Origin of the sequence: Kamptonema animale CS-326, assembly GCF_028330895.1 — a bacterium.
GTDB lineage: Bacteria > Cyanobacteriota > Cyanobacteriia > Cyanobacteriales > Microcoleaceae > Kamptonema > Kamptonema formosum.
In genome coordinates, this window is record NZ_JAQMUA010000407.1 from 1 (window position 1) to 14,232 (window position 14,232).

The 14,232-nt window shown below is 42.5% G+C and carries 14 protein-coding genes; 6 read left to right on the forward strand and 8 right to left on the reverse strand.

Annotated features, from left to right (window positions below):
- From mutL to PN499_RS24090, 4 genes are all read left to right on the forward strand, one after another.
- The coding region (mutL, locus tag PN499_RS24075) for a DNA mismatch repair endonuclease MutL (protein WP_272035313.1) at positions 1 to 1,007 on the forward strand (1,007 nt) is incomplete at its 5' end.
- Between the two features lie 95 nt (positions 1,008 to 1,102).
- A complete protein-coding gene (locus PN499_RS24080; protein WP_272035325.1) occupies positions 1,103 to 1,927 on the forward strand; it encodes a SirB1 family protein in 825 nt (274 codons plus the stop codon).
- Between the two features lie 251 nt (positions 1,928 to 2,178).
- Positions 2,179 to 2,829, forward strand: a complete 651-nt coding sequence (locus PN499_RS24085; protein WP_272035314.1) for an alpha/beta hydrolase — start codon at positions 2,179 to 2,181, stop codon at positions 2,827 to 2,829.
- A 213-nt stretch (positions 2,830 to 3,042) separates the two neighbouring features.
- Positions 3,043 to 3,729 carry an alpha/beta hydrolase gene (locus PN499_RS24090; RefSeq protein WP_272035315.1) on the forward strand — a complete coding sequence of 229 codons (687 nt, stop codon included), beginning with the start codon at positions 3,043 to 3,045 and terminating at the stop codon, positions 3,727 to 3,729.
- A 200-nt stretch (positions 3,730 to 3,929) separates the two neighbouring features.
- Here PN499_RS24090 and PN499_RS24095 read toward each other — a convergent pair whose 3' ends face one another.
- Positions 3,930 to 4,379, reverse strand: coding sequence for an SRPBCC family protein (locus PN499_RS24095; protein WP_272035316.1), 450 nt, complete (start codon positions 4,377 to 4,379; stop codon positions 3,930 to 3,932).
- Between the two features lie 77 nt (positions 4,380 to 4,456).
- Between PN499_RS24095 and PN499_RS24100 the strand changes: the two genes are divergently transcribed.
- Positions 4,457 to 6,136 (forward strand): mechanosensitive ion channel, encoded by a 1,680-nt coding sequence (locus PN499_RS24100; protein ID WP_272035317.1) that lies wholly within the window; start codon positions 4,457 to 4,459, stop codon positions 6,134 to 6,136.
- Positions 6,137 to 6,207: 71 nt separating this feature from the next.
- Here PN499_RS24100 and PN499_RS24105 read toward each other — a convergent pair whose 3' ends face one another.
- From PN499_RS24105 to PN499_RS24135, 7 genes are all read right to left on the reverse strand, one after another.
- Positions 6,208 to 6,909 (reverse strand): hypothetical protein, encoded by a 702-nt coding sequence (locus tag PN499_RS24105; protein WP_272035318.1) that lies wholly within the window; start codon positions 6,907 to 6,909, stop codon positions 6,208 to 6,210.
- Positions 6,910 to 6,937: 28 nt separating this feature from the next.
- Positions 6,938 to 7,462, reverse strand: a complete 525-nt coding sequence (locus tag PN499_RS24110; RefSeq protein ID WP_272035319.1) for a serine O-acetyltransferase — start codon at positions 7,460 to 7,462, stop codon at positions 6,938 to 6,940.
- A gap of 299 nt (positions 7,463 to 7,761) precedes the next feature.
- Positions 7,762 to 8,862, reverse strand: a complete 1,101-nt coding sequence (locus tag PN499_RS24115; RefSeq protein ID WP_272035320.1) for a glycosyltransferase — start codon at positions 8,860 to 8,862, stop codon at positions 7,762 to 7,764.
- Between the two features lie 7 nt (positions 8,863 to 8,869).
- Positions 8,870 to 9,454 carry a serine O-acetyltransferase gene (locus tag PN499_RS24120; RefSeq protein ID WP_272035321.1) on the reverse strand — a complete coding sequence of 195 codons (585 nt, stop codon included), beginning with the start codon at positions 9,452 to 9,454 and terminating at the stop codon, positions 8,870 to 8,872.
- Between the two features lie 4 nt (positions 9,455 to 9,458).
- Positions 9,459 to 10,448, reverse strand: coding sequence for a glycosyltransferase family 2 protein (locus PN499_RS24125; RefSeq protein ID WP_272035322.1), 990 nt, complete (start codon positions 10,446 to 10,448; stop codon positions 9,459 to 9,461).
- A gap of 27 nt (positions 10,449 to 10,475) precedes the next feature.
- Positions 10,476 to 12,071, reverse strand: coding sequence for a glycosyltransferase family 39 protein (locus PN499_RS24130; protein WP_272035324.1), 1,596 nt, complete (start codon positions 12,069 to 12,071; stop codon positions 10,476 to 10,478).
- A 606-nt stretch (positions 12,072 to 12,677) separates the two neighbouring features.
- Complete coding sequence (locus tag PN499_RS24135) at positions 12,678 to 13,595, reverse strand: histone deacetylase family protein (protein WP_272035326.1); 918 nt, start codon at positions 13,593 to 13,595, stop codon at positions 12,678 to 12,680.
- 78 nt (positions 13,596 to 13,673) lie between these two features.
- Here PN499_RS24135 and PN499_RS24140 point away from each other — a divergent pair, with 78 nt between their 5' ends.
- Complete coding sequence (locus PN499_RS24140) at positions 13,674 to 14,183, forward strand: hypothetical protein (RefSeq protein ID WP_007353555.1); 510 nt, start codon at positions 13,674 to 13,676, stop codon at positions 14,181 to 14,183.
- Positions 14,184 to 14,232 lie beyond the last annotated feature (49 nt).

Sequence of the window (14,232 nt, forward strand, 5' to 3'; positions counted from 1 at the left end):
CCAATTACCAATTACCTGCTCAATCTTTAGATTTAGTAATAGGTTTACCGGATCGATGTCATCGGCGGCGGCCGGATTGGGTTAAAGTTGCTGTGAATGGGCGGATTGTGCGATCGCCAGAATTAGAGCAAACCATTCTGAGTGCATTTGGGCGGACTTGTCCGCGCGATCGCTACCCCATCTGTTTTATTCACTTCCAAATTGACCCAGAGCAAATAGACTGGAATCGCCACCCCGCTAAGGCAGAAATTTATCTGCATAACATGATTTACTGGCAAGAGCAGATTGGCGTTGCGATCGCACGAGCTTTGCAGCTTAACGCTGAGATTATGCCAGAAATGCCCCTACCTGAGCGAGTTGGTAAATTACTCAAAGCCTCTGAACAAAAGAGTGGTTATAATGTCAACCGTTCTATTCAACCGCATGGTGACGGCGAACCAGCGCAAAATAGCAGCGATCTAGGACTAATGGAATTGAGAGCGATCGCTCAAGTCCACAATACCTACATTCTCGCCGAACATCCCAGCGGAATGTGGTTAGTAGAACAGCACATCGCCCACGAACGAGTTTTATACGAGCAGTTATGTTACGCTTGGCAATTAGTGTCCTTAGAACCACCAGTGATTCTTAATCAATTATCGCCAACTCAAGTCGATAATTTGCAGCGATTGGGTTTAGAAATAGAACCATTTGGCGAGCAACTATGGGCAGCACGCAGTGCTCCAGCATTGTTAGCAAAACGAGATGATTGTCAAGATGCCCTGACAGAAATTAGTAAAGTTGGAGACTTGCAAACCGCTCAAGTAGCTACTGCTTGTCGCAGTGCAATTCGCAATGGTACTGCTCTAACTCTACAAGAAATGCAGACTTTATTAGATCGGTGGAAATCTACTCGCAATCCCCGCACTTGTCCTCACGGAAGACCAATATTTTTATCTTTAGAAGAGTCAGCATTAGCCCGTTTTTTCCGTCGTAACTGGGTAATTGGCAAAAGTCACGGGATTTAGCTAGTATTGAGGAATCTAACAACTGTTAACTGGTATTTGGGGAAAAAGCCTCCCATTTTCTCTTCTTCCTTCTTCCTTCTTCCTTCTTCCCTATGATGAACGAATCGCGATCGCGAAAACTTTTTGAGCAAGAAATCAACCATCTAGACCAGCAAATTAACCTAGCAAAAGCTGCCCTTTACATAGCCCAAGAAGAAGAACAAAACATCGATCCTGATGAATACCTCAACGCCCTCGACACAATGGCCGCTGAGGTGAAAGAACGGCTGCCACGACAACTTTATCCCCTACGAATTATTCAAACCATAAACCGCTATCTCTACGAAGACTTAAAATTTAGCGGCAACACAGCCGACTACTACGATCCCCGCAATAGCTTTCTCAATCACGTCATCGACTGTCGAACAGGCATCCCGATTACATTATCTTTACTTTATTTAGAAATAGCCCAACGAATTGACTTTCCCATGATTGGAATTGGAATGCCTGGACATTTTTTAATTCGCCCCGATTTCGAGGATGTAGGTATCTATGTCGATGCCTTCAATCAAGGAGAAATATTATTTCCAGAAGACTGTAAAAATCGACTTTCTCAAATTTATGGTCAACCAGTAGAATTGCAACCCGCATTTCTAGCACCAGTTAGCCGCAGGCAAATGTTAGGGCGGATGTTGAGCAATCTTAAAGCTATTTATCTAAATCAAGGCGATCGAATTAGAGCCTTGGCTGCGATCGAGCGAATTCTACTGCTGTTTCCAGATGCAGCAGGTGAAAGGCGAGATCGGGGAATTCTCTATTATCAATTCGGTCGTTGGCAAGAATCCCGCCAAGACTTAGAAATGTATTTGACAAACATTCCCCACGCTGAGGACGCTGCGATCGTCCGCCAATTGTTGGAAAGGATGAGTCGCGATATATGACAGTTCAACAACTGGTTGAGGGGGGAATGCAGAAGGATGTTTTGTAAAGTTATATGGGGTGCAGTAGAAAAGTTCTAGAGCACTTACGCATTTCAAAGGTAGAATGATCGGGAGAGGGCGATTGTGCAAAGAGAGAAAAGCCCGTAAAATCAGGCTATCTCTGTACAACTCCCGGCGCGCCCTACTGATTTAACTTTTAGCGCCGGGTTGGTGTCAGGACTATTTTCACTCAATATCTAAGGGAGAAGCAAATGAAATTTCTGTTTGGACTAGGGTGGTTTCAGAGCGTTCGTAAACTATACCGTGTTGTAAGTAAGCGGATCTCAAAAAGTCTAGCTGTAGGAATGGCAGTTCTGTTAGCTGCAAGTGCTAGTTTGTTAGTTTTTAGCAGTAGTGCAGTTGCGATAGACGCAATTAAAGTTAAATACGGCGCGGTTGATGTATCGGTTACAATTCCTGAGCTTGTAACCTTTGCAAATACTGGTCAAGTTTCTAATCAATTGCGTTCGCTTTTTCAAATTGCCAAAGCAACCCCGAATCAAATCAGCGGTTTTCGCGAAGTTTTGAGCAAAAAAGTGGATGTTGCTCCTAATGTATTGAATGATTTGCTTAACTCATATTACGGGAAACTGGCTCTCACCGAAGTTAGCAAATATCTGACTCCAGGTAGCAATTATGCGAGAATGGTAGACGATCTGAAAGCAACAGTGAATCTAGTAATTAAGGATGGGCAAATGTCCCTTTTAGAAGTATTACAAACCTATCAGGGTACTGATGCAATTGTCATCGATGGCCAAAAAATTGTCAACCTTTATAACCAGGCTGTTGTTGAGGGACAAAAAGTGCTAACCTTCTTACGAACCAGTCCAGAGGTGCAAAAAACAATTTGCAAAACTGCCTAACCTTCAGAATAAATTGGCAAGGCTTCTAGAGCGATGATTAGCAAATAGCGTGAACTCTGAAATCTATCTAAAGACTGGTTAAAGTGGCTAAAAATACATAGCTTTTTTAACTGGTATTTAAGGGAACATTAGAGTGCATCTCCTAGATCTAAAGTAGGGAGAGATCGTTAGCTCCAAGAAACTATCTTTGACTGTGTAGAGAGGCTTAAACGAATGAACTTTCGGTTTCAACTTGGATATTTTGAGGGTGTTCGCTTGAACTCCGCTCTTTTGGCAAAGGGAGTATCAAAGTCTTTATCCCTAAGTTTGGCGTTGTTGTTGGGAACAGGTGCAGCGCTGCTGAACAGCTCAAAAGCCTTTGCTGTTGAACAGATTACTGTCAAGTACGGTGCTCTTGATATCGCTTTACCGATGAGCGATTTACAGTCCTTCGCCCAAACTGGCAAACCCTCTTCTCAGTTGCAAAGCGTTCTGAATCTTGCTAAACAAAACCCTGAATCAGTTCGCAGTATGTTAACGCGAGAAGTAAGTCTAGATTCGCAATTAGTAACGCGGCTTCTAAATACTTACTTTGGGGAAATTATGCTCAAACAGATGGCTGAAGTTGCTTATCCTCCTGTTACTCGCGCTCAAGGCAGTTTGGCGTTACGGGATGCTTTAGTGGCATCTGCTAGCGACAACAAGATATCGCTGATTGAAGTGTTGCAAAATTATACTCCTCAAGCGTTAGAAGTTGACGGTAATCAGGCTGTTGCTATCTATGAGCGAGTGATTAAAGATGCACAGGATTTGCAAGCTATCTATCAAAGTTCACCTGCTCTGCAAAATACAGCTCGGCAGGCAGCAGATACGGCTAAGCAAGTGATTTGTGAGCCGAGACAATCTGGTAGTACCAAGTAACAATCGTATCTCTATTATAGGACTTACGCAGGTCGTCCCAGAAACCGGGTTTTTGAGAGAATCTGTGGGTAACAACGAAATATTTTCGTAAAAAAACCCGGTTTCTTTGGTTGGGTGCGTAAGTCCTGAATTAGCAATTAGCAATTAACAATTAGCAATTAGCAATTAACAATTAGCCATTAGCCATTAGCCATTAGCCATTAGCCATTTTGTTCCTCTGCTACCCCTTTAAGGCGGCGTAATTGTGCTTGCATATCCCTCCGTGTCCAAGGGGCGGCAAAGCGGTTAAAGCCGAAGCGAATTAGGGGATTAGGGATCTCGAATTCAAAGCGGTTGAGCAGACGAGTAACTTCACCTTGGGGTTGACATTCCCAGCGATCGCGCCCCTGAAAAAATCCCTCAAACCCCCAAACAATTAGACCTGGTTCTCGCTCCAAAACTATACTGTCTAAAGTGGGTTGCAAAATAGGAATTTGTATGATAAAGCGACTGCGGCTTCCTACATTTGTGTCCCAATTACCTACGGGTTCGCAGCGCAGAACTGGATTTAGCCATTTGTGCATTAAAACGTTATCAGTGATACATCGCTCCACTACTGTTGCACTGGCACTAATTTCTATTGATTGCTCAAAAACTTGACGATGTGACATATAACCTGCAAGCTAGATGCTATTAGTTGCAGTTTCGCATTTTTACTGGTCAAATCTGACGTTAACCTAATAAAAATATGAATGGAACTTGGCAAGAGATTACACAGGGTACAGATATCCTCAAGCCTGTCCTATCTGGGCTGATTTTGGGACAGCAAATGCCTGTTTTACCCAATCCTTTGAGGGTACTTCCCCCGGAATTTAACCCGATTATCGATCTAGTTTTGGCGATCGGGATTTTGGTGATTGGCTACGTAATAGCGCTAATTGCAGAGTTTCTCACAAAAAAGCTGCTAGATAGCACTAACCTCGATAACCGCCTGGCTGGTTGGATTGGAGGGCAACAAGGGGGCACGGAGATGCCTCCAGTCGATAAATGGATCGCCAGTGCAGTATTCTGGCTGGTGATGATTTTTGCGTTGGTGGGCTTTTTAGATAAACTCCAGCTTACGGCGGCTTCTCAACCGCTGACTAGCTTGCTGAATCAGATTACTGTGTTTTTACCAAAGGTGTTGGGCGCTGCTGGGCTTTTGGCAGTCGCCTGGCTGCTGGCTACGATCTCGAAGCTGGTGGTGACGCGGGGGCTGCGGCTCTTTCGCTTGGATGAGCGCTTGAATCAACAGGTGGCTGGAACTCCAGCACAAAACCAGTTGTCTCTGAGCGAGACTTTGGGAAATGCTCTGTACTGGTTCATTTTTCTGCTATTTTTGCCCTCAGTATTGAGCACTCTGGAGTTGGAGGGGACGCTGCAACCAGTGCAGCGATTGCTTGACGATATTCTGTCAATTTTGCCGAATGTGTTGGCGGCGCTGTTTATTGGGGCGACTGGCTGGCTGATCGCTCAGATTGTACGCCGAATTGTAACTAATTTGTTGGCGGCGACTGGGACTGATTTGTTGGGGGCGAGAGTTGGACTGACTCAATCGGTGGGAGGACAGACGCTTTCGTGGATTGTGGGGACGATTGTTTATGTCCTGATTTTAATTCCGACTGCGATCGCAGCCTTAAATGCGCTGAGAGTTGATGCGATTTCGGCTCCTGCGGTGTCGATGTTGACTCAGATTCTGAATGCGATTCCGCAGATTTTTACGGCTGGGGTAATTTTAGCGATCGCCTATTTTATCGGTCGTTTTGTTGCCGATTTGGTGGCTAATATTCTCACGGGAATTGGCTTCAACAATATTTTCTACTGGCTAGGTTTGCAATCGCGGCCTAATTTGACAGTCACACCGCCAACTGTGACCCCCTTAGATCCATACGCAACAGTAATCCAGCCGGAACTTCCGACGGCGATACCTTCGCGCACGCCTTCAGAAATTGCTGGTATTGTGGCGCTGGTGGGGATTATGCTGTTTGCGACGGTGACGGCTACGGATGTCCTCAACCTGGATGCTCTGACTTCGATTGTCAATCAGATTATCGTCATTTCTGGCAGAGTGTTGATTGGGCTTGTAGTGTTTGCGATCGGTTTGTATTTGGCTAATTTGGCTTACAACTTGATTGCTAGTTCTGGCACTCGCCAAGCTCGACTTTTAGCTCAAACTGCTCGGATCAGCATTATTGCGCTGGTTTCAGCGATGGCGCTGCAACAGATGGGAATTGCTAGCAATATTGTGAATTTGGCTTTTGGGCTGTTGTTGGGTGCGATCGCAGTGGCGATCGCTCTGGCTTTTGGTTTAGGGAGCCGCGATATTGCTGCCGAACAGGTTCGGGAATGGCTAGCGGAGTTTAAAGAACAGAAACCGCCGCGATCGTAGTTAAAAATAATGGCGCTTGTTGTTGACAAGCGCCATTATTTATGTATGGGGAGAAAAGCGCGATCGACACTCTATTTACTAATTGCAGCCACAGAAAAATTGAGAGAAAATGCTTTTACATTTTCATCCTTGGAATTAGGAGAATAAAATTGCTTTATTTTATCAAAACTCAGTCCTCCTCCGCCCGTAAACTGAGTTGAATAACCTCCTTCAAGTTCGTTCATATATGCTAAGGCCGCTGCAAAGCCTCTTGAATCTTTCTCTTCGTCAATCTGAATTGATAAAATTTCCTTTGAATTTCCCTCATAAATTAGGTTGATCGCCCCTTCTCGCTTCCACTCACACATATTTATTTTATCCACATCTATTTCGATGGTATTTTCACCATTTTTGACAGGGATATAGTCTGAGTAAAGTAAGGGAGGTTCAGAAACTGTTGTCAATTCTCCCCATTCACCTCTAAGGTAGTATTTGCCATCATCACTAAAAAATTCATCAATGTTGCCATAATCAACGCTACCATCTGGATCGGGAATAGGATTTATGTTTTGTAGTACCAGATTATAAGTGTGAGGATGTGCAAATTTTATCGTCATCCGCCGATAACAATACTGTTCCCCTGCTAATGGTTGAGCGTAGAGAAAGTGATTTTCAGTGAGGACAGCTTCTATACGGATTTCTACAGATGTACTAGCATGGATATCTAAGACATAACTATCCTCTAGATAAACATTTTCAAACCCCTTAAACTCCCAGTAATTTAGGTGTTGCATAATTACCAGATGTATTTCTGTCTAACTACTAATTAACATTCTCCCCAGAACTTGGCAAATTAATAATTTTCGCCGGCACTCCCACCGCCGTCGCTCCTGCCGGCACATCGCAAATAACTACAGCATTAGCCCCAATTTTAGCATGATCGCCAATAGTCACAGCCCGAATAATTTTCGCTCCCGCACCGATATCAACATGGCCGCCAATTTTCACCCCTTCCACAATTGTTACCTGTTGTAAAATCAAGCAATTTGGGCCGATAAACGCCCCTGGATGAATCACGATCCCGTTGGGATGAAGGATAATTAACCCCCCTCCTAACTGGCAGTTTAAAGGAATATCCGCTCCAGTGACAACACTCCAAAATCTGTGTAAAAGCACATTCCAACGAGATAAAAAACCTCCAATAATTCCACCATAAACCTGCCACTTTTGATAATTACGGATAGATTTGAGTAATTGACGATTAGGTTGCCACCAACGCTCGCATTTTTCACGGCTCCAATCTGGTTCTGTAGCAGAAATAGTCTGAATATTAACTGATTCAACCATTGTTAATTGTTGATTGTTAGTTGTTAGTTGTTAGTTGTTAATTGTTAGTTGTTGGTTGTTAGTTGTTAATTATTGGTTTTTAGTTGTTAGTTGTTAGTTGGTTGGTTGTCATTGCGAACGCAGTGAAGCAATCCCAAAACTTTGCCACAAAGTTACAATTCATAAGTTCTGCCTTTAGTAACCTCAAAGTGAGTTCAACCTATTGCGATTGCTTCGGGCTTGCTTCGTACCCTCAGATTGCTTCGCGGAGCTCGCAACTGCGCTTCGCTACGCTCGCAATGACCACCAACAACTAACAACTAACTACTAACTACTAACATTTGTGATAACTCTTCAGCAAGACGAACAGGTAAGGGAATCTTCAACTCTTCCAGCATACTTTTAATTCGCCACCGCCAATCATGGCGAGTCAAATTCTCGATATAATTTCGTTTGTGGATAGAATGAAGGCGCGGCTCATCCTGTAAAAGCTCTTCAATCAATTTTACACTCGCTTCCGGGTCATCTGGCAACTCAATAGTTGCATCTTCCCAGTTTAACAACTGTTCAGCAGCAGGAGTAATCGGTCTTTTCCCAATAATTGCACAGCCAGCCGCGCCACCTTCAAACCACCTCAGAGTCACAAAAGAATGAGGAAACTCTCGCATACCTGGATACAGGGTATCAAACGCCAAACATAATTTAGTTCTTCTCAAAATCTTAAATAATAACATCCTATCTTCCCGATCTCTACGCTCTTCATAGGGCATTTTGGGATAATTTTCTCCAGCTCTAGGTGTAGAACGGTAATAGATTCTACCCGAACCAGGCTGATTAAATTTATTATTAAAAGCAGTATGATATTGTTTGGGAATTCTGCCATAACTAATCAAATCAATCGGGCGGTTAACGCCGCCGGAAGAGCCATGAGTCAGAGCATCGACTCCAAAAGGTAAAGAAGATACGGGAATCGCGAAAGATTGTTTCAACCCCTCTATTAATTCCGGCATTGGTACAAATAAACGATCTAATTGACTTGTGTATTTTGGGTAAATATGAAAGCCCCAAGCATCGAAGATATAGGCAGCAACTACATCAAACTTATCTCTCCAATTAGAGATACTTGAGAGGGTAGCTAAATTAGCTCCGCACAAAGCAATTATTAGTAAAACATTAGGCTTCTTTATAGATTCGAGGGCTTCATCTGTTAGCTTGTAGGAACCTGTGGTGCGGCGCACAACTTTATTAAGAAAATTAGATGCAATTTTCGGCTGTTGGTTTGCCCATTGTGCCCCCTGACTTTGAGTAGGAATTAGTAATTTTGCTCCGCAAGTTTTCACTAATATGTCTTCTAATTCAAATAGTGGATCGTAACTGACACTGGAATATAAAGCACGGTCTGAAAGGAGATAAATATTCATAAGTATGTTAATTAATTTGACTTTCAGAATTGGTAGAGTTGATAATTTTAGCAGGGATACCAACGGCTGTTTTTCCAGAGGGAATATCTGATAAAACTACAGCGTTAGCGCCAATATTGACATCATCGCCTAAAGTGACATCACCGAGAATTTTTGCACCCGCACCGATATTAACACGAGCGCCTAATTTAGGCGCATCTAAAGGACGATCTAAATAACGATTTCCCAGAGTTACGCCTTGGCGAATAACGCATTCATCACCAATGGAACAGTAACCATGAATCACAATAGCACCTTGATGTTCTACAACTACGCGGCGGCCGAGTTTAACAGTATAGGGTAAATCAATACCGTAAGTATTGCGAATTTTGCGGTACATTGCTCGGTAAAGAATGCTCAAAGGAGCGCGGAGTAATTTGGGTTCAATACTCATTCTCCACACGCCGAAACGTTGAACTGCTACGGCTCGAAATCCTGGCTTAGTCCAATCGCAACCGTGAGCGATCCAGTCTTCTTTAATCTGTTCCCAAAGTCCCAAACTTGGGCTTTCTAGCTCGTTCACAGTTGAGCTTAATTCCGGTTGCATTACCATAATTTTAATCTGTTCCTTTGAAGAATACGCTACCTTGCACGAAATCGCCTAGTAATTGCGGCGGATCTGTATTTGGTTTGCGCTGAATTAGGCGGCGTAATTGAAATACGAGAAAGCCAGAAAACCATGAAATATCAGCGATCGCAGCGTATAGCCAACCGTAATTTTTGACAAAGTACCGTCGCCGAGAATCAAACCAATATTGAGGCCGACGCTTAGGAATAATTTTAGTATCTGTAACGCCTGAACTTTGCCCTACTAGGTGTACAACTCGACTTTCTGGTACATACCAGCAACTCCAACCAGACCTTTTAGCTTGTAGGCAAAAATCCATTTCTTCATAATACATGAAATAGCCTTCATCCAGCAATCCAATGGTTTCAAATACTTCGCGGCGGACGATCATGCTTGCCCCAGCAACCCAATCAGTTTGACAGGTTTCTTGGGAGACGGGAGGGGACGCGCACCAAGAAGCTAATAATTTTGAAACCACACCTAAACGCAAACCATAATCAATTTCACTAGCAATAGTATGAAACCGAAAAGCTGACTTTTGTGGTGTACCGTCTGGGTCTTCTAAACGACTGCCAGCAATGCCAACTTCGGGGTGAGATTCCATGAAATCAAGGAGAAAATTTAAGGCCCCTGGGCGCACAATTGTATCGGGGTTTAGGAGTAGAAAATAGGGAGGAGGATCGGAGGAATGCAGGGCCGGATGAATCAGGGCATTATTGCCGAAAGCGTAGCCACCATTTCGTTCTAGGGGTACAAAAGATGCCCATTCACTCCAACCTTGAGTTTCAATTGCCTGGGCAATTATTTCTGCGGAACCATCGCCGGAGTTATTGTCACCAATTACTACATGAGTTTGAGGTAAAACAGAAATTTCGTCAACTAGCGAGTACAAGCAGTCGATTGTTAAGGTAGGCGTTCGGTAGTTAAGAATAACAACTAGCAATTTAGTTGATTTTTCCGAAATATTTTGATTGAGCATGGATCGATATTTAGAGATTATTGAGCGCTATTTTACTAGCCGCCACAGAGTGGGATTGTAAGCATTTCTGATCGAGTAACCTGTATCTACAGGCTGTAAACTATACTTTTTATCTAATTCGTCGCGTAGAGTTTGGGAAGAGTCGTAAATAAACACATCATTGAAACCATCGGCAATTTGAGGAATTTGGGGTTCAGCTACTAATTGAAACCGTACTTTTGGTTCTAGGTAGTGACTAAGAGCCAAGGTTTTGACAAAATAAGCGTCGCTAACTACAAGAGGTGCCTTAGCTTGGTTGATGACTTGAGCTAAATGATAATTAACATTACCTTCTGCTTTGCTCCACCAAAGTTCGGATTGGGAAAATACAGCACAAGAAAATATACCAATTGATATTAGCATAATCAAAGCAAACTGCCATATTTTTTGCAATTGGGGTGTGACTGAATCACTAAGTTTATGAGCGAAGAGGTAAGCAACTCCTAGCTGCATGGCTAAGTAAGATGGAAGTAGATATCGGGCTATAGTTGACTGAGCTCCTCCGAGAATTAAATCTGGTACGATCAGAGCTACCGCTGGTACTGCAATGGAAATAAAGATGAACAACCAAACTTGTTTGGGGCTGTGGCGGTATAAGAAATACATTGAATAGCAGACCAGGATAAAAATAATTAATACAGCGGCGGTGTAGGGAATAAAGTATATTGATGGGCTATCCTCGTTGAGGCTAAAGTCAGCAAAAAATAAACTAATGCCGCGAATCCAACTTTTAATTAAAGTAAAAATAGAGGTTGAAGTTGTTCCCCATCTCCCCTCGTTAGTTTTTTGAACATTAATCAGAGCGAAGATAATCCAAGGGATAAAAGCTAGAACTCCTACTAGGGAAGCAATTATGTAGTGAATTAAGATTTTACTTAAACGAAATCCTTCTATTGCTAATATATAAATCCCGTGAGCAATGATAACTAAGGCAGAGAATAGAAATGAGTAGATGCCAAAAATTATGGTGGCTGCATAAAGTACCCAACTATTAATATTTTGCAGGCGGATCGCTCGCAGTAGGGTAATATTAGAAAGTAAGATGGCTATTGTCCATAAACTGTAAGGTCGCGCTTCTTGAGCGTACACTAAATGAAATGGGGAGACGGCTAAAAGCGCGATCGCAATCCATCCTGTCAAAGGCGATTTGAATAGTTCAATACACAGCCAATAAATGCAGGGGAAAGCTAGCAGGCTAGCGACGGCTGAGAAACTCCGAGTCGCCGCGACGGAATTGCCAAATAGCTGCACCCAAAACCTGGTAAATACAAAATATAAAGGTGTAAGCTGAGGTTCTTTTACCGCTAGTCCTTTCATGGTGTCTGTGGCGGTTTTTTCGGGGCTAGGATACTGATATTTATGGAAGGTTTGAATATCTATTACGCGGCCGTCTAAAATTTGCTCGGTTACTTGGTTATCGCTATAGCCAGAAATTTGTAGAGATGTAGAAGTTTCATCAAACCAGTAGGCTTTACTGTCGAGATTGGCAAATCTAAAAAATATCCCCAAAATTAAGATGGTGATGAGGATAAATCTCAGCCAAGTTGGAGGTAGCCACTCACTGGGAGTTAACTTTCTTTCCATTATGGGTATTTGTTAAGGTAGAGCTGCACTCTGAACTAAAAAGGGCAATTCGGCAATTAGGATTGAATTATCGCACGTTTTTGTAAAAATTGCTAGCGATTTTACTAAGTTTTATTAAAAGTTTATAGGAAAAGAATTGCTGCGATCGCTTTAGCTGGGGTTATAGATGTGTGAAAGTCTGTTGGTTGTTGGTTGTTGGTTGTTGCTTGTTAGTTGTTAGTTGTTAGTTGTTGGTTGTTGGTTGTTGGTTGTTAGCGATCGATAAAGCTAAACTGTTAAATATTGAAACTGTATTAAGCTATTTAAAAGCTGAACAGCTTAGCGAAGAACCATTAACTGTTATAGGAATTAATATTAGAGACAATTACTATTATCGGTAAGTTCCTATTATGGAAAATTACTATTATGGGGAAGTTCCTGTCATTGCGAGCAAAGCGAAGCAATCCCAAAGGCTTAGATTGCTTCGCTTCGCTCGCAATGACATCATTAATTCTAACAACAATATCATTAATCCTTGCAAGGGCATGATTATGCTTGCCCTCACATAATTAAGTTTAATCAATTCTACCTAGTTAAAATTAACAACTAACAACTAACAACTAACAATTACAGCCGATATTGTCGCCAGAGTAAACTCGCGGCTCGATGCAGTAGGGAATGCCGATAAACTAAGCCATTCATATCATCACAATAGCCGCCACCGATCGCGCAAGCAACTGGGTATCTACCAGCCAAACAAGTAGATAAAACCTGCATATCTCGCCTAAATAAACCAGTATCAGTTAATGCTAACTTCCCCAGTTTATCGCCCTTGTGCGGATCGACACCAGCATCGTACAAAACTAGATCGGGATTGACAGCTGACAGCAAATCTGGTAAATATTTAGCTAAGGTCTGAAGATATTCGTCATCTTCCATGCCTACAGGTAAAGATACATCTAAATTGCTTTGTTGTTTAGTTCCCGGAAAGTTGACTTCGCAGTGCATTGAAAAAGTAAATACGCTCGAATCATCTTGGAAGATCACAGCAGTTCCGTCTCCCTGATGCACGTCTAAATCGACAATTAATACTTTCTGTACTAAACCCATTTTTTGCAGAACACGAGATGCGATCGCTAAATCATTAAAGATACAAAAACCAGAGCCATAACTAGGAAAAGCATGGTGAGTTCCTCCAGCAGTATTGCAGGCTATACCGTGAGAAATCGCTAATTGAGCTGTGAGAATAGTACCCCCTACAGCGATGCAAGTACGGTTTGCCAAAGCGGGACTCCAAGGTAAACCGATTCGCCGTTGTGCTTTAGCGTCCAATGTTCCATTATAATAAGCTTGAACATAATCAGGCTCGTGGACTAACTCAATCCACTCTCGCTTTGGGAGTGTTGGTAAGTGAAACTGCGATCGCACAGCTACTCCATCGGCCAACAGCATCTCGGAAAGCAACTGAAACTTTGCCATCGGGAAGCGGTGTCCCGGCGGTAGTGGGGCAACGTAATCATTGTGATAAACAATGGGTAATTCCATGTAAAATATTTTAGAGGCATTCACTTCTAATCTTCAAGCTCAAAGCTAAAATCTAAAATCTGACATCATTTAAAATGTATGGAACTTTTAACAGTCTGGCAGCACGGCAGTCATAATCCAGAAAATACTAATAACTTAGATATTATTCGCCACTGGTGGGCAAATCTCAATGGTAAAGAAGTTAACTGGGTGGAACGGCTAATTCCTCAAATCGGGGGGATGAGTGAAGTTAACTGGCAATCTCAAAGATTCGATCAAATATTTGTGATTGTGAATCCAGAAATTCGGGGCGGCGATACGCTCTATTGGTATAAACCAGATTCTCCTTTAGAACACAGCCAGATAGCTCAAAAACTTGAATTAGATAATCTCAAACAGCATTTATACATTTATCCTCAGTCTGAGTCGGAACTGGCGATTCGCGTAGAACTCCATCAATTTGAATATCAGACTATTGAACTACAAAATGTTGAAATTACCTTTAAAGAAAAAGAAGTTATGACCCTGCGAGATGTAAAACAGCAACTTGAAGTGAAAGTTACTTTAACTCCAATTAATCTTAATTTACTTAAAGAGTGGCTATTATAAAATAGAATTTGTAACGCCGCCTTCGCTTGCGGTATCTTTACCGCAAGCG